Annotated in this window: 16 protein-coding genes; 14 read left to right on the top strand and 2 right to left on the bottom strand. The window is 72.6% G+C overall.

Going from position 1 to position 18,684, the window contains the following annotated elements; translation table 11 throughout:
• Positions 1–17 precede the first annotated feature (17 nt).
• From ACIQV3_RS17505 to ACIQV3_RS17495, 3 genes are all read left to right on the top strand, one after another.
• Complete coding sequence (locus ACIQV3_RS17505) at positions 18–1,382, top strand: aldehyde dehydrogenase family protein (protein ID WP_403713267.1); 1,365 nt, start codon at positions 18–20, stop codon at positions 1,380–1,382.
• A 5-nt stretch (positions 1,383–1,387) separates the two neighbouring features.
• Positions 1,388–2,182 (top strand): 3-oxoacyl-ACP reductase, encoded by a 795-nt coding sequence (locus ACIQV3_RS17500; RefSeq protein WP_403713266.1) that lies wholly within the window; start codon positions 1,388–1,390, stop codon positions 2,180–2,182.
• Between the two features lie 168 nt (positions 2,183–2,350).
• Positions 2,351–3,646, top strand: coding sequence for a haloacid dehalogenase-like hydrolase (locus tag ACIQV3_RS17495; protein WP_403713265.1), 1,296 nt, complete (start codon positions 2,351–2,353; stop codon positions 3,644–3,646).
• 56 nt (positions 3,647–3,702) lie between these two features.
• On the opposite strand, the gene ACIQV3_RS17490 is transcribed toward ACIQV3_RS17495, so the two are convergent.
• The gene (locus ACIQV3_RS17490) at positions 3,703–4,905 is read right to left on the bottom strand and encodes an amino acid deaminase/aldolase (protein WP_403713264.1); all 1,203 of its coding nucleotides are present in this window, start codon (positions 4,903–4,905) and stop codon (positions 3,703–3,705) included.
• Between the two features lie 253 nt (positions 4,906–5,158).
• On the opposite strand from ACIQV3_RS17490, the gene ACIQV3_RS17485 reads away from it, so the two are divergent.
• The 3 genes from ACIQV3_RS17485 to ACIQV3_RS17475 are packed head-to-tail and all read left to right on the top strand — an operon-like array spanning position 5,159 to position 7,971.
• Positions 5,159–6,010: a hypothetical protein gene (locus ACIQV3_RS17485; RefSeq protein ID WP_403713263.1), complete on the top strand. Its 852-nt coding sequence runs from the start codon at positions 5,159–5,161 to the stop codon at positions 6,008–6,010.
• Positions 6,007–7,197, top strand: a complete 1,191-nt coding sequence (gene mycP, locus ACIQV3_RS17480; protein WP_403713262.1) for a type VII secretion-associated serine protease mycosin — start codon at positions 6,007–6,009, stop codon at positions 7,195–7,197. Before ACIQV3_RS17485 ends, mycP begins: the two co-directional genes overlap by 4 nt.
• 33 nt (positions 7,198–7,230) lie before the next feature.
• Positions 7,231–7,971: an SseB family protein gene (locus tag ACIQV3_RS17475; RefSeq protein WP_403713260.1), complete on the top strand. Its 741-nt coding sequence runs from the start codon at positions 7,231–7,233 to the stop codon at positions 7,969–7,971.
• A gap of 148 nt (positions 7,972–8,119) precedes the next feature.
• Here the strand turns inward: ACIQV3_RS17475 and ACIQV3_RS17470 are convergent, their stop codons facing one another.
• Entirely contained in the window at positions 8,120–8,512 is a 393-nt protein-coding gene (locus ACIQV3_RS17470; protein WP_385377199.1) for a DUF1844 domain-containing protein, read from the bottom strand.
• Between the two features lie 323 nt (positions 8,513–8,835).
• Here ACIQV3_RS17470 and infC point away from each other — a divergent pair, with 323 nt between their 5' ends.
• From infC to ACIQV3_RS17430, 8 genes are all read left to right on the top strand, one after another.
• On the top strand, positions 8,836–9,618 hold the full coding sequence (gene infC, locus ACIQV3_RS17465; RefSeq protein ID WP_403713425.1) for a translation initiation factor IF-3: 783 nt from the start codon (positions 8,836–8,838) through the stop codon (positions 9,616–9,618).
• A 104-nt stretch (positions 9,619–9,722) separates the two neighbouring features.
• Positions 9,723–9,917: a 50S ribosomal protein L35 gene (gene rpmI / locus ACIQV3_RS17460; RefSeq protein ID WP_215021864.1), complete on the top strand. Its 195-nt coding sequence runs from the start codon at positions 9,723–9,725 to the stop codon at positions 9,915–9,917.
• 103 nt (positions 9,918–10,020) lie between these two features.
• Positions 10,021–10,407 (top strand): 50S ribosomal protein L20, encoded by a 387-nt coding sequence (gene rplT, locus ACIQV3_RS17455; RefSeq protein ID WP_214948116.1) that lies wholly within the window; start codon positions 10,021–10,023, stop codon positions 10,405–10,407.
• Positions 10,408–10,589: 182 nt separating this feature from the next.
• Positions 10,590–11,450 (top strand): RNA methyltransferase, encoded by an 861-nt coding sequence (locus ACIQV3_RS17450; RefSeq protein ID WP_327307606.1) that lies wholly within the window; start codon positions 10,590–10,592, stop codon positions 11,448–11,450.
• Between the two features lie 55 nt (positions 11,451–11,505).
• Entirely contained in the window at positions 11,506–12,807 is a 1,302-nt protein-coding gene (locus ACIQV3_RS17445; RefSeq protein WP_403713259.1) for an ATP-binding protein, read from the top strand.
• 151 nt (positions 12,808–12,958) lie between these two features.
• Positions 12,959–14,086, top strand: coding sequence for a phenylalanine--tRNA ligase subunit alpha (gene pheS / locus ACIQV3_RS17440; protein WP_327307608.1), 1,128 nt, complete (start codon positions 12,959–12,961; stop codon positions 14,084–14,086).
• Complete coding sequence (gene pheT / locus ACIQV3_RS17435; protein ID WP_403713258.1) at positions 14,086–16,614, top strand: phenylalanine--tRNA ligase subunit beta; 2,529 nt, start codon at positions 14,086–14,088, stop codon at positions 16,612–16,614. Before pheS ends, pheT begins: the two co-directional genes overlap by 1 nt.
• A 709-nt stretch (positions 16,615–17,323) precedes the next feature.
• Entirely contained in the window at positions 17,324–18,676 is a 1,353-nt protein-coding gene (locus tag ACIQV3_RS17430; RefSeq protein ID WP_403713257.1) for a transcriptional regulator, read from the top strand.
• Positions 18,677–18,684: the final 8 nt, after the last annotated feature.

Here is an 18,684-nt window from a genome sequence, read left to right as displayed (position 1 = left end):
GTCTGAAAGGCCACCACGTGTCCGATGCGCTGGAAGTCCTGAATCCGGCCACCGAGGAACTCGTCGCCGTCGTCCCGGCCGCCACACGGGACGACGTCGACGCCGCCGTCGTACGGGCCACCGCGGCCCAGCGGGCCTGGGCGGCGGCCGCGCCCGCCGACCGGGCCAGGCTGCTGCGCCGCTTCGCCTCGGTCGTCGACGGGCACATCGAGGAGCTGGCACAGCTGGAGGTCCGGGAAGCGGGCCACACCATCGGCAACGCCCGCTGGGAAGCCGGCAACGTCCGCGACGTGCTCGACTTCGCCGCCGGGGGAGTGGAACGGCTCTCCGGCCGCCAGATCCCCGTCGCCGGCGGCATCGACGTCACCTTCCTCGAACCCCTCGGGGTCATCGGCGTGATCGCGCCGTGGAACTTCCCCATGCCGATCGCCGCCTGGGGCCTGGCCCCGGCGCTGGCCGCGGGCAACGCGGTCATCCTCAAGCCCGCCGAGACCACCCCGCTCACCGCGCTGCGCCTCGCCGAACTCGCCCTGGAGGCCGGACTCCCCGAGCACCTGTTCCAGGTGCTGCCCGGCCGGGGCGAGGTGGCGGGCGACGCCCTCGTCGAACATCCGGGGGTGGCCAAGATCGTGTTCACCGGGTCCACCCGGATCGGCAAGCGGATCATGGCCAAGTGCGCCGACCGGGTGAAGCGCCTCACCCTCGAACTCGGCGGCAAGAACCCCAACATCGTCTTCGCCGACGCGGACCTGGAGGCGGCGGCGGCCTCGGCCCCGATGTCCTTCCTGGACAACACCGGTCAGGACTGCTGCGCCCGGACGCGGATCCTCGTACAGCGCTCCGCGTACGACCGGTTCATGGAGCTGCTCGCCCCCGCCGTCGAGAAGGTCGTCGTCGGGGACCCGTACGACGAGAACACGCAGATCGGGCCGCTGATCTCGCGGGTGCAGCTGGAGCGCGTACGGTCCTACGTCACCGATGACCTCACCGTCGTCCGGGGCACCGCCCCCGAAGGTCCCGGCTTCTGGTACCCCCCGACCCTCGTCACCGGCGTCGACCCCACCGCCGCCGTGGCCACCGAGGAGGTCTTCGGGCCGGTCGCCGTCGTCCTGCCCTTCGAGGACGAGGAGGACGCCGTACGGCTGGCCAACGCCACCGACTACGGCCTCGCCGGCTCCCTGTGGACCCGCGACGTGGGCCGCGCGCTGCGCGTCTCGCGCGCCGTCGCCGCGGGCAACCTGTCGGTCAACTCCCACAGCAGCGTCCGCTACTGGACCCCCTTCGGCGGCTACAAGCAGTCGGGACTCGGGCGCGAGCTCGGGCCCGACTCCCTCTCCGCTTTCACCGAGACCAAGAACGTCTTCATCAGCACGGAGGCCTGAGAAACATGAGCACCGATTCCACCGAAGAGATCGTCTGCCGCCGACTGGTCGGGCGTACCGCCGTCATCACCGGAGCCGGCAGCGGCATCGGCCTCGCCACCGCCCGGCGGCTGGCCTCCGAGGGCGCCAACGTCGTCTGCGGCGACATCGACGAGACCGCGGGCAAGGCCGCCGCCGAGGAGGTCGGCGGCACCTTCGTCAAGGTCGACGTCACCAGCCCGGAGGAGGTCGAGGCGCTGTTCAAGACCGCCTTCGACACCTACGGTTCCGTGGACATCGCCTTCAACAACGCCGGCATCTCGCCCCCGGACGACGACTCGATCCTCACCACCAGCCTGGAGGCCTGGAAGCGGGTCCAGGACGTCAACCTCACCTCCGTCTACCTCTGCTGCAAGGCGGCCCTGCCCTACATGCAGCGCCAGGGCCGGGGCTCCATCATCAACACCGCCTCCTTCGTGGCCCGGATGGGCGCCGCCACCTCGCAGATCTCCTACACCGCCTCCAAGGGCGGCGTGCTCGCGATGTCCCGCGAGCTCGGCGTGCAGTTCGCCCGCGAGGGCATCCGCGTCAACGCGCTCTGCCCGGGGCCCGTCAACACCCCGCTCCTGCAGGAGCTGTTCGCCAAGGACCCGGAGCGCGCGGCCCGCCGGATCGTGCACATCCCGCTCGGCCGGTTCGCCGAGCCCACCGAGATCGCCGCCGCCGTCGCCTTCCTCGCGAGCGACGACTCCTCCTTCATCAACGCCACCGACTTCCTGGTCGACGGCGGGATCTCCGGCGCGTACGTCACTCCTCTCTAAACGTTCGCCTCCCCACCACCCACCCGGCAGCCGGGCGTCGCACGACGCCCGGCTGCCGTGCTCCACCGCCTGTGACGATCCCGCCCGTCACGATCCCGCCCGTGACGATCCTGTCCGTGACGATCCCGTCCATGACGATCTTTCCGCGAACCAGGAGGACCCACCTCAGTGACCCGACTCAGCTCCATGCGGCGGCTCCAGGCCGTCGGCGCCGCCGCCGCGATAGCCGCCTGCACCCTCGTGGCCGCCGTACCCGCCGCCCAGGCCCACCCCGGCGGCCACTGCGCCACGCCCCGGCTCAAGGCCGCCTGGTACGGAGACAACCGGGCGCGGCTGCAGCAGCTCATCGACGACTACGCCACCTGCGACCCGTACCGGCCCGACCGCGACAAGCCCGTCGCGGTCTTCGACTGGGACAACACCGTCGTCAAGAACGACGTGGGCGACGCGCAGATGTTCTGGCTGCTGCGCAACGGCAAGATCCGCCAGCCCGCCGGGGGTGACTGGACGAGCACCAGCCGCTACCTCACCCCGGCCGCCGCCCGGGCCCTGGCCGAGGCCTGCGGCGCCCTGGCGAGGCCCGGAGACCCGCTGCCCACCGGTACTCCCGGGGGCGCCGGCTGCGCCGACGAGATCAACGCCGTCTACGGCACCGCCGCCACCCGGGCGGCCGCCCCCGCCTTCGCCGGCTGGGACCGCCGTACGACCGAGCCCGCCTACTCCTGGCTTCCGCAGCTCATGCAGGGCTGGACCGCGCGCGAGATCCGCGGTTTCGCGGGGGCCGCGCGGGCCGAGAACCTGGCCGCCCCGGTCGACGCCCAGCAGCAGGTCGGCTCCGCCACCGCCACCGGCTGGGTGCGCTACTACGACCAGCAGAAGGAACTCATCGGCGCCCTGCAGAAGGCCGGCTTCGACGTCTGGATCAGCTCGGCCTCGCCGCAGCCGGTCGTCGAGGTGTGGGCCGAGGGCGTGGGCATCGACGCCCGGCACGTCATCGGCATCCGCAACACCACCACGTACGGCGGGAAGTTCACCGCCCACCTGCAGGGCTGCGGGTCCGTCGCGGACGGCGCCGACACGATGATCACGTACATCGACGGCAAGCGCTGCTGGATCAACAAGGAGATCTTCGGGATCCGCGGCGCCGCCGCCGAGAAGGTGCAGCCGGCCGCCCGCCGCCAGGTGTTCGCGGCGGGCGACTCCGACACCGACATCTCGTTCCTGCGGGACGCGACCGCGCTGCGGCTCGTCGTGAACCGCAACAAGAACGAGCTGATGTGCCGCGCCTACGACAACAGCGACGGCAAGTGGATCGTGAACCCGATGTTCATCCAGCCCAAGAAGCAGAAGGCCGCGCCCTACCCGTGCGCGACCACCGGCTTCACCGGCCGCGACGGCACCCCGGGGCCCGTGCTCCGGGGTGACACCAGCGTCATCCCGGACCAGAAGGACTCCGTCTTCTAGGACGGACTCCGCTTCCAGCGGTCCCGGGCGCTGGCCCGGCCCCGGGTGCCCAGGCCCTAGAGGAAGGTGCGGCCCTCGCCCCGGTAGGTCGGGGCGGTGGCCGTCACCCGGTCGCCCTCGACCAGGTGCAAGGCGTCGAAGCGCTCGCACAGCTCACCGGCCTTCGCGTGCCGGAACCAGACCCGGTCGCCGATCAGCAGATCGTCGGCCGGGCTGCCGAGCAGCGGGGTCTGCACCTCGCCGGCCCCCTCCTGCGGGTCGTAGCGCAGCCCCTCGGGGAGGTACGGGACCGGCAGCCGGTCCGGGCCGGGCGCGCCGGAGGCCGGGTACCCGCCGCCGAGCACGGTGACCACCCCGACCCCGGGCCGGCGGACCACGGGCTGGGCGAAGAGCGCCGCCGGGCGGCCCCTGAACGAGGTGTAGTTGTCGAACAGCCGCGGTACGTAGAGCCCCGACCCGGCGGCGATCTCCGTGACGGCGTCCTCCGCGGCGGTCTGCTGGACGCTGCCGGTCCCGCCGCCGTTGACGAACTCCAGGTCGGGCACCACCGCGCGCACGGCCCGGACGGCCTCGGCCCGGCGGGCGGCCAGCTCCTTGCGGGCCGCGCCCTGCATCAGCCGGATGGCGCGCGACCTCAGCGGGCGCCCCGCGAGCGCGTCGCCGACCCCGGCCACGTGGCCCTCGTAGCCCATCAGGCCGACCACCCGGAAGCCGGGCCGGGCGCTCACCGCGCGGGCCAGCTCCGCGAGCTGGGCGGGCTCGCGCAGCGGGGAGCGGCGGGCGCCGACGCGGATCCTGCCGCCGAAGAGCTGCAGAGCGGTGTCCAGTTCCAGGCAGACCCGGATCTCCTGCGTGCCCCCGTCGCGGGCCCGGTCCACGAGCTCCAGCTGCGCGAGGTCGTCGACCATCACGGTGACCGCGCCGGCCAGCTTCGGATCGGCGGCGAGCTCGGCGAAGCCGGCCCGGTCGGCGGACGGGTAGGCGAGCAGGACGTCCTCGAAGCCCGAACGCGCCAGCCAGATCGATTCGGCCAGGGTGTAGGACATGATTCCGGCGAATCCGGGCCGTGCGAGGACCCGTTCCAGCAGCGCACGGCACCGTACGGACTTGCTCGCCACCCGGACCGGCTTCCCGCCGGCGCGACGCACGAGATCGTCGGCGTTCGCGTCGAACGCCTCCAGATCCACGAGGGCGAGCGGAGCGTCGAGATGGGCGGTGGCCCGGTCGTAACGGGCCCGGTCGGCGGCGGGGGAGTTCATGGGCGGCAGCCTGCCAGACGGTTGTACCCGTGGGTAGGGGGTTCGGGGAGGCCGCGGGACGCCGGGCCAGGTCAGGAGCCCGGGAAGGCGGTCCGGTCACATCTCGGTCTCGACATCCGGATGCACCTTCTGGATCTGCAGGCGGTTGTTCGCATATGTGTACTGCCGCTCCTCCCCGGTCGACATTCCGGCACTCGCGGGCGCGTAAAGTGAGGGACAGGCAGCCGACGGGAACGGGGGGCTGAGCCGCCGGATGAGTACGTCCACACCGCACGGCGGGGTCCAGACCGCGCCCGACCACACCTCGGTACCGCCACGGCGGCGCCCCGGGAAGGTCTTCGCCGCCGCTCTGTGCGGCCTCCTCGGCCTCGGTCTCACCGGTGCGGCCGGCTACCAGGCCGTTTCCGACCACCGGGACGCGCAGCGGCGGGTCGACCCCGCCGTCGCGTACCGCAAAGCCGCGTCCCTCTGGCACAGCGCACCGGCCGACACCCTGTTCCCGCCCGTCCTCGACGGCCAGGGCGCCGGGCCGGGCGGCGCCGACCGCACGTGGACCCGTATCACCGCCCCCGCCGACGCGGGCTGCTCCGAGGCGCTCGCCGCCGACTGGCAGGCCCTGTTCGCCGAGACCGGGTGCACCCGCGTGCTCCGCGCCACCTACACCGACGCCACCCGTAGCTCCCTCATCACCGTCGGCATGGTGTTCACCCCCGCCGACGCCACCGCCATGGAGTCCCTGCGCGGCCGGCTGACCGCCCCGAGCGGCTACCGATTCCGCGACAACCGCCGCGCGGCCTGGGCGGCCTCCGTCGTCCCCGAGGCCCCGGTCGTCGTCTACTCCGTCTCCGCCTTCGCCGACGGCCGCCGCCTCGGCGCCCCGAGCCCTGCCGAGGACAAGATGGCCGAGGACGCCAAGGGCCGGGTGGCCGAGTCCGGACTGGGCTACGAGGCCCAGGCCCTCGCCGACCTGATGGAAGACACCGTACGCACCCTCGCGGCCACCGCGTCGGGCCTGCCGGCCCCCGGGACCTCGCGGGCGCCGGGGACCCCGCAAACACAGCAGACGACGCAGACGCCGTCGGCGTCCCCGGAGGCCTCCCGATGACCCGTCGCACCCTGCTCCCGGCCGCCCTCGCCCTCGGAGCCCTGTTCGCCGTCACCGTCGCGCCGCCGGCCGCCGCGGACTCCATCCGCGACAGCCAGTGGCCGCTGATGGCCCTGCGCACCGAGGAGGCCTGGGGCACCACCAAGGGCGAGGGGGTCACCGTGGCCGTCCTCGACACCGGGGTCGATCCGTCCCACCCCGACCTGGCGGGCGCGGTCCTGGAGGGCATCGACCTCGTCGGCATGGGGGCGGTGCCCGGCGACGAGACCTGGGCCCGCCACGGCACCGGCATGGCGGGGATCATCGCCGGGCGCGGCCACGGCTCCCAGTGGCGCGGCGGCGTCATCGGCATCGCCCCGCAGGCCAAGATCCTTCCGGTCAGGGTGATCCTGGAAGAGACGGACCCGGGCCGGGAGAAGGCCCGCGCGAGCAAGGGCGGCGCCCTCGCCGAGGGCATCCGCTGGGCCGCCGACCACGGCGCCGACGTGATCAACCTCTCGCTCGGCGACGACAGCAGCGACGCCCACCACGACGCCACCGAGGACGAGGCCATCCAGTACGCCCTCGCCAAGGGCGTGGTGGTGGTCGCCTCGGCCGGCAACGGCGGCAACAAGGGGGACCGCATCTCCTATCCGGCGGCCTACCCCGGGGTCATCGCCGTCACGGCCGTCAACCGAGAGAACAAGAAGGCGAAGTTCTCCACCCGCAACTGGTACGCCACCGTCAGCGCCCCGGGTGTCAAAGTGGTCGTCGCCGCCCCGCCCCGCGGATACGGCGAGGGCTGGGGGACCAGTGCCGCCGCGGCCTTCGTCTCCGGCGCCGTCGCCCTCGTCAAGGCGGCCCACCCCGACCTGTCCCCGGCGCAGATCAAGAACCTGCTGGAGGACACCGCCTCCGACCCCCCGCCCGGCGGCCGCGACGACTCCCGCGGCTTCGGCCTGGTGGACCCGGCCGCCGCGCTCCAGGCCGCCGACGCGATCGCCCCCGAACCGGTGCTGCCCGCACCCGTCGCGGCAGCGAACCCCTACTTCGGCGCCGGCCCCGATCCGGTACCCGATCCCGGGCCCTGGGCCCGCTTCGGAGTTCCGGTGGGCGGGGTCGCGGGGCTGGCCCTGCTCGTGACGGCCGGAGTGCTGGCCCGGCGGCCCCGGCCCCGGGTCGGACGGCGGGACCCCGACGCGGGATAGGCGCGGGGAGACGCGGGATAGGCTCGGGGAACTGTGGCGAACAAAAACATTCCGGACCCCGGTTTCTCCGACGACGACGGCTCGGCCGACCCCCGCCTGAGCGCGGCCCTGGCCGCCTGGGCCGAGGACAGAGCCAAGGAGCCGGAGGTGCTGGCGGCCCTGAAGGACGCCCGCCTGCTGGTTCCCGTCGTGGCGGTCCTCGGTGAGGTCGAGACCGACCCCGAGACCGGACTCAAGCGCGAGAAGACCAGCGACATGGCCGTGCCGACCCTGCGCGCGGGGGACCGGCGGGCCCTGCCCGCCTTCACCTCCACCGCCTCGCTGGCCCTGTGGGACCCGGCCGCCCGCCCGGTCGCGGTGCCGCTGCACCAGGCGCTGGCCGCCGCCGCGCACGAGAAGGCCGACACCCTCGTCCTGGACCTCTCGGGACCGGTCCCGTACCAGCTCGCGGGCCCCGCGCTGCTCGCGCTCGCCGAGGGCCGCACGGACGCCGGCCCGCTCGCCGACCCCGCCGTGCGCGAGGCCGTACGGGCCGTCGTGACCGCCGAGCCGGCCGTGCTCGGCGCCCACCTGGGCCCGGGCGGCGCGGACGCCGACGGAACCCTGGCGATCGTGCTGGCCGCCGGTCCGCAGGCCGCGGCGGCGGCCCGCCGGGTGGCCGAGGCCCTCGCGGCCGACGAGACCCTGCGCGCACGCCTCGTAGGCGGACTGGACCTGGCACTGCTCCCGGAGGGGGCCCCCGTCCCGCCGGGCGAGCCGCTCTTCACGCGCTGAGCGCCTCCGAAACGTTTCCGAACGTTTCCGAACGACCCCGAACGACCCCGAACGACTGCGAATGCCTCCCAACAACGCAGAACGCCGGAGGGCCACACCTTGACGTCAAGGTGTGGCCCTCCGGCGTTCTGCGGCGCGCTTCGCGCGGTTACGCGTACACCGGACCCGTGAACTTCTCGCCCGGGCCCTGCCCCGGCTCGTCCTGCACCAGCGAGGCCTCGCGGAAGGCCAGCTGGAGGGACTTCAGACCGTCGCGCAGCGGGGCCGCGTGGAAGGAGCTGATCTCGGTGGCGCTCGCGGTGACCAGGCCGGCGAGGGCGGTGATCAGCTTGCGGGCCTCGTCGAGGTCCTTGTACTCGGAGTCCGGCTTGTCCAGGCCCAGGTTGACCGCCGCAGCGCTGAGCAGGTGGACGGCCACCGTGGTGATGACCTCGACGGCCGGCACGTCCGCGATGTCGCGGGTCAGGTCGTCGTAGTCGGGAGCGGCCGGGGATTCGGAGGGGGCACCGGAGGAGGATCCGGAGGGCGTCGCGTCAGTCATGTGCCCCACGATATGCCGTGCGGCGGGCTTGCAACGCGGGTGCTAGTATGTACTTCGACCGGCCGGACACTTATGTGCCCGGCCCACAAGTGGAGGCTCCGATTCTCCCACCCAGCCACCCTCACGGGAGGCGGGTCACCGGTCTGGTGGTATCCATCGTTCCGTACGGACGATGGAAAGCTGCCCGATTTTGCGCCCCGCGGTTCGCACGCGACGGTGCTCCGGTTGTATTGGAGCCCCCGCCTGTGCCCGGCGGGGCTTTTTTCATTCCCCGCCGCGGTCGGTCTGACGGAAAAACGTCAGCGGCTGTCCTCCAGGCAGCCGTGTGGTGCTACCGAGGAGGATCCATCAGCACCGAGCCCCGCATCAACGACCGGATTCGCGTTCCCGAGGTACGACTCGTCGGCCCGAGTGGCGAGCAGGTCGGCATCGTGCCGCTTGCCAAGGCGCTCGAGCTCGCGCAGGAGTACGACCTCGACCTGGTCGAGGTCGCGGCGTCCGCACGCCCGCCGGTCTGCAAGCTCATGGACTACGGCAAGTTCAAGTACGAGTCGGCCATGAAGGCCCGTGAGGCGCGCAAGAACCAGGCGCACACGGTCATCAAGGAAATGAAGCTCCGGCCGAAGATCGACCCGCACGACTATGACACCAAGAAGGGTCACGTCGTTCGGTTCCTCAAGCAGGGCGACAAGGTCAAGATCACGATCATGTTCCGTGGTCGCGAGCAGTCCAGGCCGGAACTCGGCTACCGACTGCTGCAGCGTCTGGCTTCGGACGTCGAGGACCTCGGGTTCATCGAGTCGAACCCGAAGCAGGACGGCCGAAACATGATCATGGTTCTCGGTCCGCACAAGAAGAAGACCGAGGCGATGGCCGAAGCCCGCGAGGCGCAGGCCGCCCGCAAGGCCGAGCGCCAGGGTGTTGCGCACGGTGACGAGAGTGGTGACGAGGCCCTGGACGCCGACGCCGCGCTCGAGGCCGAGAACGCCGCACTCGAAGCCGAGGACGTGGACGCCGAGGACGCTTCCGACGAAGCGACCGACGCGGCGGCCGAGGCCGGCACCGACGAGGCAGCCGCCTCGGACGAGGCCTCTGCCCAGGCCTGATTCCGAGGCAGCCCGTCTCGGATCACCGATACAACATGACGCTCCCGTGAGCCGGCCCCCACCAGGGCCGGTGGGGGCGCCACCGACGAGGAGATAACGGCGCCATGCCGAAGAACAAGACGCACTCCGGGACCAAGAAGCGCTTCAAGATCACCGGCTCCGGCAAGGTGCTCCGTGAGCGCGCCGGCAAGCGCCACCTGCTCGAGCACAAGTCGTCCCGTGTCACCCGCCGCCTGACCGGCACCGCGGAGATGGCCCCCGGCGACGCCAAGAAGATCAAGAAGCTTCTCGGCAAGTGACGTCCTCCGCTCCCCTTCCGGGAGCGGAAGCACGTCAAGACCGGGACCCCATCGAATTCGGGCCGTGTGAACACAACCACGGCCCCGCTACAAGGAGTACACAGTGGCACGCGTCAAGCGGGCAGTAAACGCGCACAAGAAGCGTCGGGCAATCCTCGAGGCGGCGAAGGGTTACCGCGGTCAGCGTTCGCGCCTGTACCGCAAGGCCAAGGAGCAGGTCACCCACTCCCTGGTCTACAACTTCAACGACCGCAAGAAGCGCAAGGGCGACTTCCGTCGGCTCTGGATCCAGCGCATCAACGCGGCTGCCCGTCAGAACGGCATGACGTACAACCGCCTCATCCAGGGTCTGAACGCCGCCAACATCGAGGTGGACCGCAAGATCCTCGCCGAGCTGGCCGTCAACGACGCCAACGCGTTCGCCGCGCTGGTCGAGGTCGCGCAGAAGGCCCTCCCGGCCGACGTCAACGCCCCGAAGGTCGCTGCCTAAGCAGCACGCCCTCAAGGCTGCAGTATCTTGCCCGGACCCGCAGGCCTCGCGCCTGCGGGTCCGGTGCGTTGACCCTCCGGTGGGTTGACCCACAGGTGGGTCGTCCCTCCAGTCGGTTGACCCACCAGTCGCGTTGACCCACCAGTTCCACCCGCTGTACGTACGGAAGCGAGCCGACCGCCATGGGCACCCCCGCCGAGCTGATCTCCCCCCGGTCCACCCGGGTGGCCGCCGCCAGGCGCCTGGCGCGACGCAATTTCCGCACCAAGGAGCGCCGCTTCATCGCCGAGGGCCCGCAGGCCGTGCGCGAGGCCGTGGAGCACCGCGGCGCCGGGGGCGAATCCACGCTGATCGAGCTGTTCGCGACCGTGGAGGCCGCCGAGCGCTACGCCGACATCGTCGACGCCGCGTACGCCGCCGGAGCCCGTGTCCACTACGCCTCCGACGAGGTGCTCGCGGAGGTCTCTCAAACGGTCACCCCGCAGGGCCTGGTCGGCGTCTGCCACTTCCTCGACTCCCCGTTCGAGGAGATCCTGAAGGCCCGGCCCAAGCTGGTCGCCGTCCTCGCGCACGTCCGCGACCCCGGCAACGCCGGTACGGTGCTGCGCTGCGCGGACGCCGCCGGAGCCGACGCGGTCGTGCTGACCGACGCCTCCGTGGACCTGTACAACCCCAAGTCGGTACGCGCCTCCGTGGGCTCCCTCTTCCACCTCCCGGTGGCCGTCGGCGTGCCCGTGGAGCAGGCCGTGGCGGGGCTGCGCGCGGCCGGCGTACGGATCCTCGCCGCCGACGGGGCCGGCACGGACGACCTCGACGCCGAGCTCGACGCGGGCACCATGGGCACCCCGTCGGCCTGGATCTTCGGCAACGAGGCCTGGGGCCTGCCCGAGGAGACCAGGGCGCTCGCCGACGCCGTCGTACGGGTCCCGATCCACGGAAAGGCCGAGAGCCTGAACCTCGCCACGGCCGCCGCGGTGTGCCTGTACGCGTCCGCGCGAGCACAGCGGGCGCCCGGAGGGTGCCGCTCCGTGACCCCCAGCTAGTAATGTGGCGGCCCGGGGGCCCACCGTGGTACTCGGAGATGTGGGGTACGGGGACATGACCGTCGGTACGAACAGCTCGCCAGGCGCCGCCAAGGCGGCCGGCGCACCGGTCCTGGCGACGGTGTCCCAGCTGGCCGCGCCCGCCGCCCGGGTGCCCGTGCAGCAGCCCCAGGAAGCCCCCGCAGCGCCCCCGCGGGCCCGGCCCGCGGCTGCGTCCGCTTCCGCTCCCCCTTCCCCTCCTGCTTCCGCTCCCGCGAGCGAGGACACCGACGGGCTAGGCGAGTACGCCGCGCTCGGGATCGACCCCGACGACCTGCCCGACGGGCTCGTGATCGCCGACGCCACCGGCCGGGTCATCTGCTTCAACTCCGCCGCCGCCCGGATCACCGCCCTGGTGGCGGGCGAGGCCCTCGGCCTCGGGATCGAGCGCGCCCTGCCGCTGGAGGACCTCGAAGGCCGCCGCTGGTGGGCGCTGACCGACCCCTACGGAGGGCTCGCCACCCGGCGCGGACAGCCCGAGCGGAACCTGCTGCTCCCCGGCGGCCGCGAGGTGCTGGTCTCCGCCCGGTACGTGCGCACCCACCCCAAGGGCCCGGTGCGCCGGCTCGTGGTCACCCTGCGGGGCACCGAGGCCCGGCGGCGCACCGAGCGCAGCCACGCCGAGCTGATCGCCACCGTCGCGCACGAGCTGCGCTCCCCGCTCACCTCCGTGAAGGGGTTCACGGCGACGCTGCTCGCCAAGTGGGAGCGGTTCACCGACGACCAGAAGCGCTTGATGCTGGAGACCGTCGACGCCGACGCGAACCGCGTCACCCGGCTCATCACCGAGCTCCTGGACATCTCCCGCATCGACTCGGGCCGTCTGGAGGTGCGCCGCCAGCCGGTGGACATCTCCACCGCCGTGGGCCGCCACGTCCAGGCGCTCACCGCCAACGGGCAGGCCCCGGAGCGGTTCCTGGTCAGCGTGAGCCGGCCGCTGCCGGACTGCTGGGCGGACCCCGACAAGATCGACCAGATCCTGGGCAACCTGCTCGAAAATGCGGTGCGCCACGGCGAGGGAACCGTCACCATCGACGTGACGCCGACCAGCTTCGCGAACGCCGCGGGGAAGACCGAGAAGGGAACCGCCGTCACCGTGACCGATGAAGGCCCCGGTATCCCCGAGGAGTCGATGGGCCGCGTCTTCACCCGTTTCTGGCGGGGCAGCAAGCGCGGCGGCACCGGCCTGGGCCTCTACATCGTCAAGGGCATCGTGGAAGCCCACGGCGGCACCATCAAGGTCGGCCGCGGCCCCGGCGGCGGCGCCGAGTTCCGATTTATCCTGCCCGTCGGCGCCCCGGCATACCTCACGCAGTAGCCCTGCGGAGCGTCTCGCCAGGCGGCCCACGGGCCCCTTCACCCCCAGCGACCTTTAGACTCGACCTTTGGCACCTTTGTGTCCTAGTGCCGAGCGCGTCCTGCGCGTCGCGCGGGGGACCACCAGCCAGCCATCGGAAGTACGGGAAGAGATGTCGGCACCGAACAAGTCGTACGACCCTGTTGAGGTCGAGGCACTGAAACCGGATGAGATCGAGCGCATGCGGGACGAGGCGCTCGCCGCCTTCGCCGCCGCCGGCGACCTCGACGAGCTTCGCGAGGCGAAGACCGCGCACATGGGCGACCGCTCGCCCTTGGCGCTCGCCAACCGCGAGATCGGCGCGCTGCCCCCGCAGGCCAAGGCCACCGCGGGCAAGCTCGTGGGCCAGGCCCGCGGCGCCGTGAACAAGGCGTTCGGGGCCCGCACGGTCGCGCTCGAAGCCGAGCGCGACGAGCGGGTGCTGGTCGAGGAGGCGGTGGACGTCACGCTGCCCTACGACCGCGTGCCCGCCGGCGCCCGGCACCCCCTGACCACGCTGATGGACCGCATCGCGGACATCTTCGTGGCCATGGGGTACGAGGTCGCGGAGGGCCCCGAGGTCGAGGCGGAGTGGTTCAACTTCGACGCCCTCAACTTCACGCCCGACCACCCCGCGCGCCAGATGCAGGACACCTTCTTCGTTCGGGGGCCGGAAGGCACCGAGGGAGACGAGTCCGGCGTCGTGCTGCGCACCCACACCTCCCCGGTGCAGGCGCGCTCGCTGCTGGAGCGCAAGCCCCCCGTCTACATCGTGTGCCCGGGGCGGGTGTACCGCACCGACGAGCTCGACGCGACGCACACCCCGGTCTTCCACCAGGTCGAGCTGCTCGCCGTGGACGAGGGCCTGACCATGGCGGACCTCAAGGGCACGATGGACCACATGGTCCAGGAGCTGTTCGGCGAGGGCACCACCACGCGCCTGCGCCCGCACTTCTTCCCCTTCACCGAGCCGTCCGCCGAGATGGACATGCAGTGCTACGTGTGCCGCGGCGAGTCGGTGGGCAACCCCGACCGTCCGTGTCGCACCTGCTCCAGCGAGGGCTGGATCGAGCTCGGCGGCTGCGGCATGGTCAACCCGAAGGTGCTCACCGCCTGCGGTGTGGACCCGGAGAAGTACAGCGGGTTCGCCTTCGGATTCGGCATCGAGCGGATGCTGATGTTCCGCCACAACGTAGAAGACATGCGAGACATGGTCGAGGGTGACGTTCGTTTCACCCGGCCGTTCGGGAGTGAGATCTGATGCGCGTCCCGCTTTCTTGGCTGCGGGAGTACGTCGACCTCCCCGCGGGTGAAACCGGTCGCGACGTGGCCCACAAGCTCGTCGACGCCGGCCTCGAGGTCGAAACCGTCGAGCAGCTCGGTGGCGGGCTCAAGGGCCCGCTCGTCGTCGGCCAGGTGCTGACCATCGAGGAGCTCGAAGGCTTCCGCAAGCCGATCCGCTTCTGCACGGTCGACGTCGGCCAGGCCAACGGAACCGGCCTGCCGCAGGAGATCGTCTGCGGCGCCCGGAACTTCTCCGTCGGCGACAAGGTCGTCGTGGTCCTGCCGGGCGCGGTGCTGCCCGGCGACTTCGCGATCGCCGCGCGCGAGACGTACGGCCGCACCTCCCACGGCATGATCTGCTCCGGCGACGAGCTGGGCATGGGCGACGACGGCACGCACGGCATCATCGTGCTGCCGCACGAGCACGAGGTCGGCTCCGACGCGATCAAGCTCCTGGAGCTGGTCGACGAGGTCCTCGACATCGACATCACCCCGGACCGCGGCTACTGCATGTCCATGCGCGGTGTGGCCCGCGAGGCCGCCACCGCGTACGGCCTGCCGCTGCGCGACCCGGCGCTGCTCGACGTGCCCCAGCCGAACTCGTACGGCTACCCCGTGAAGATCGACGACCCGCGGGGCTGCGACCGCTTCACCGCGCGCACGGTGACCGGTCTCGACCCCGAGGCGCGCTCCCCGATCTGGCTCACGCGCCGCCTCCAGAAGGCGGGCATGCGCCCGATCTCGCTCGCCGTCGACATCACCAACTACGTGATGCTCGAGCTCGGCCAGCCGCTGCACGCCTACGACCGCTCGCGCATCGACGGCACCATCGGCGTCCGCCGGGCCGAACAGGGCGAGAAGTTCACCACCCTCGACGGGGTCAAGCGCACGCTCGACTCCGAGGACCTGGTGATCACCGACAACAGCGGCCCGATCGGGCTCGCCGGTGTCATGGGCGGTGCCAACACCGAGATCGCCGACTCCGTCACGGACCCGGAAACGGGCGCCGTCACCGGCACCACCGAGGTCGTCGTCGAGGCCGCGCACTTCGACTCCGTGTCGATCTCGCGCACCGCCCGCCGCCTCAAGCTGTCCTCGGAGGCGTCCAAGCGCTTCGAGCGCGGCGTCGACCCGCAGGCCGCCGCCGCCGCCGCGCAGCGCACCGTCGACCTGCTCGTGCTGCTCGCGGGCGGCACCGCCGAGGCCGGCGTCACCGAGCTCACCGCACCGGGCGCCCCGCGCACCATCGCGATGAGCGCGGACCACCCCGACAAGGTCGCGGGCATGGACTACGGTCGCGAGACCGTCGTACGCCGCCTGCAGGAAGTCGGCTGCGACGTCTACGGCCAGGACGAGCTCGTGGTCACCACGCCCTCGTGGCGGCCCGACCTCGCCGAGCCCAACGACCTCGCCGAGGAAGTCATCCGGCTGGAGGGTTACGGGAACCTTCCCTCCACCCTCCCGCAGGTGCCCTCCGGCCGCGGTCTGACCGCCCGGCAGCAGCTGCACCGCCGGGTCGGGCGCGCGCTGGCCGGCGCGGGCTACGTGGAGGCGCTCAGCTACCCCTTCATCGGGGAGGGCGTCTTCGACCAGCTCCAGCTGCCCGCGCACGACGCCTCCCGCCAGGTCGTCAAGCTGGTCAACCCGATCTCCGACGAGGAGCCGGCGCTGCGCACCACGCTGCTGCCGGGTCTGCTCGGCGCGCTGCGCCGCAACGACAGCCGGGGCAGCCACGACCTGGCCCTCTTCGAGACCGGCTCGGTCTTCCGGGCCGCCGCGCAGCCGGGCGTCGCCGTACGCCTCGGCGTCGACCGGCGTCCCACCGACGAGGAGATCGCCACCCTGAACGCGGCCCTGCCCGCGCAGCCGCGCTACGCCGCGGTCGTGCTGGCCGGGGCCCGCGAGCAGGCCGGCTGGTGGGGCAAGGGCCGTCCGGCCGACTGGGCCGACGCGGTCCAGGCGGCGCGCTCGCTGGCCGTCGAGGCCGGTGCGGAGCTCGTCGTGCGCCAGGGCCAGTACGGTCCCTGGCACCCGGGCCGCTGCGCCGAGCTGCTCGTCACCCTGGACGGGGTGGAGACGGTCATCGGCCACGCCGGTGAGCTGCACCCGCGCGTGGTCAAGGCGATGGGCCTGCCGGCCCGCACCAGCGCGATGGAGCTCGACCTGGACCGCCTCGCGGCGGCCGGCGGCGAGTCCCTCCAGGCGCCCCGGATCTCCTCCTTCCCGGTGGCGACCCAGGACGTGGCGCTGATCGTGGACGCGTCGGTGCCGGCTTCGGCCGTCGAGGACGCGCTGCACAAGGGCGCGGGTGAACTGCTGGAGTCCCTCCGGCTGTTCGACGTCTTCGAGGGAGAGCAGGTGGGCGAGGGCAAGAAGTCCCTGGCGTACGCGTTGCGCTTCCGCGCGGCCGACCGGACGCTGACCGCAGAGGAGTCCACGGCGGCCCGCGACGCGGCGGTCGCCCTGGCGGGCGAGCGCACGGGCGCGGTGCTGCGCGGCGCGTAGCCGCTGCCGCCGCTCCTTGTGGCACCGAGGGGGTGCATCCCGATCACGGGGTGCACCCCCTCACCCGTTCCACCCGGCTGCGCGAGGTGCGGGGCTGCCCTGCGGGGCTGCCCTGCGGGGCTGGTCCCCTACCCGCCCTTCCACCGTTCCCCGGGCTCCGCCCGGACCCGGTCCTCAAACGCCGGACGGGCTGGAAAATCCAGCCTCGCCGGCGTTTGAGGCGCGGGGTCTGGGGCGGAGCCCCAGGGAACGGGCGAAGGGCGGGTAGGGGACAGCCCCGCAGGGCCCGGGGACGCGGTCGCGGACGTCCGCGCGGCTGGGTCGCGGGCGTCCGCGCCCGGGCGGGGGACCACGCGGGCCGGGCCCGGTGGGTGGGCCCGGCGCGCGCTCGGTCCGGCTCGGCCGGGGCCCGGCGACCAACCAGGACCCGGCGGAGCCGAAACGCGCCGCCCGCCTGCCGTGGAGTGTCGGGCAGACAACAGGACGGGCGGCGCGGTTGACGGGTCGTCGCACTGTACGAGGGGGAGCCGACGACCCGAGCCGCCTCTTGGCGAGGCCCTTAAGTGAAGCGCTCGGACGGACCCCCGCGCGAGGGTGCGTATCGCATTTATGCGCGTACTGGCTTCACACCCTGTGTGAATTGGATGCAGTACACCCCGTGTGAACCCCGCACCCACTAGCCTGGATCCGACGAGCCCTTGGAGCGGCCATGCAGCCCAATGCACTGCTCGACGCCCTCCTCGCCGAGGCGGGCATGTCCCATGCCGGACTCGCCGCGTACGTCAACCAGGCGGGCCGTTCCCGCGGACTTGCCCTGCGTTACGAACACACCGCCGTGGCGCGGTGGTTGAAGGGGCAGCGGCCGCGCGGCCAGGTGCCGGACCTGATCTGCGAGGTCATCGGGGGGCGGCTGAGGCGGCCGCTCTCTCTCGACGACGTCGGGTTCGGTCTGCCCGGACAGGCCGCCGATCCGCACGGTCGTTGTGGCGGCGCAGTCCCGCTCAGCGGCTTCGTCGACCGCGCCGCCGCCCTGTGGCGCTCCGACGGCCACGGCCGCCAGCCCCTCGACGCCGGGGCGCTGACCGGTACCCCCGCGGTGATGCCGGTATGGGAGTGGGAGAACCCGCCGGAGGACGCCGACGTGTCGAGGGAGGGGCCGACCCGCGTCGGACCCGAGCACGTGGAGATCCTGAAGGCCGCCCGCGCGCACTACGAGCTGATGTACCGCAGGGCCGGCGGCGTGGCCACCCGCGACCGGGTCGTCCGGTTCCTCGGTACCGAGACCGCCCCCCTGCTGCGCGGCAGTTACTCCGACGGACTCGGCCGCAGCCTGCACCGGGCCGGGGGTTCCCTGGTGGCCGTGGCGGGGATCTGCGCCTACGACTCGGACGCGCACGGGCTGGCACAGCGCTACTTCCACCAGGCGCTGAGGCTGGCCAAGGCGAGCGGGGACCGGGGGCTCGGGGCCTACGTGATCGCGCTGATCGTCAACCAGAGCCTGCACCTACGGGAGTTCCGCCAGGCCGTGGCCTTCGCCGAGGCCGCCCTGCGCGCGGCCGGCCGGCACACCACCCCGGCCCTGGCCGCGGACCTGTACGCCATGCAGGCCAAGGCCTACGCCCAACTCGGCGATACCGCGGCCGCTTTGGCCTGCATCCGCAAGGCCGAGGCGGCGGCGGAGCGGATCCGGCCCGGCACGGAGCCGGACGAGACGGGGTACGTGCAGCCCGGGCTGGTCAACGTACAGGTGGCGGAGGCGCTGCTCGGGCTGGGTGATCTGCGGGGGGCCCGGGAGCAGGCTTCGGCCGCCGTGGGCACGCCCGCGCACGACCGGGGCCGGGTGCACCGGCTGGCGATGCTGTGCGAGATCCAGCTGCGCCAGGGCGAGGCCGATCAGGCGGTGGCCTCGGCGGCCGAAATGGCCGAGCGGGCCAAGGGAATGGAGTCGCTGCGCCTGCGCGACCGGCTGCGCGCGGTCCGGGAGCAGCTGCTGACCAGCGGTTGTTCGGGGGCCGAGGACACGGCCGAGCTCATCGACGGGGCGCTGCGCGTTCCGCTGTGACATGCCCC

Source organism: Streptomyces sp. NPDC099050 (assembly GCF_044759865.1).
GTDB lineage: Bacteria > Actinomycetota > Actinomycetes > Streptomycetales > Streptomycetaceae > Streptomyces.
The sequence above is the reverse complement of the archived record's forward strand: the minus strand, read 5'-3'. Positions and strand labels throughout refer to the sequence as shown.

Bases quoted from the DNA above. Each gene is read 5' to 3' on its own strand.
- rpmI (WP_215021864.1), top strand. From the start codon at position 9,723: ATGCCGAAGAACAAGACGCACTCCGGGACCAAGAAGCGCTTCAAGATC.
- ACIQV3_RS17500 (WP_403713266.1), top strand. From the start codon at position 1,388: ATGAGCACCGATTCCACCGAAGAGATCGTCTGCCGCCGACTGGTCGGG.
- ACIQV3_RS17490 (WP_403713264.1), bottom strand. From the start codon at position 4,905: ATGAACTCCCCCGCCGCCGACCGGGCCCGTTACGACCGGGCCACCGCC.
- ACIQV3_RS17470 (WP_385377199.1), bottom strand. From the start codon at position 8,512: ATGACTGACGCGACGCCCTCCGGATCCTCCTCCGGTGCCCCCTCCGAA.
- ACIQV3_RS17450 (WP_327307606.1), top strand. From the start codon at position 10,590: ATGGGCACCCCCGCCGAGCTGATCTCCCCCCGGTCCACCCGGGTGGCC.
- ACIQV3_RS17445 (WP_403713259.1), top strand. From the start codon at position 11,506: ATGACCGTCGGTACGAACAGCTCGCCAGGCGCCGCCAAGGCGGCCGGC.
- mycP (WP_403713262.1), top strand. From the start codon at position 6,007: ATGACCCGTCGCACCCTGCTCCCGGCCGCCCTCGCCCTCGGAGCCCTG.
- pheT (WP_403713258.1), top strand. From the start codon at position 14,086: ATGCGCGTCCCGCTTTCTTGGCTGCGGGAGTACGTCGACCTCCCCGCG.
- ACIQV3_RS17430 (WP_403713257.1), top strand. From the start codon at position 17,324: ATGCAGCCCAATGCACTGCTCGACGCCCTCCTCGCCGAGGCGGGCATG.
- ACIQV3_RS17485 (WP_403713263.1), top strand. From the start codon at position 5,159: ATGAGTACGTCCACACCGCACGGCGGGGTCCAGACCGCGCCCGACCAC.
- pheS (WP_327307608.1), top strand. From the start codon at position 12,959: ATGTCGGCACCGAACAAGTCGTACGACCCTGTTGAGGTCGAGGCACTG.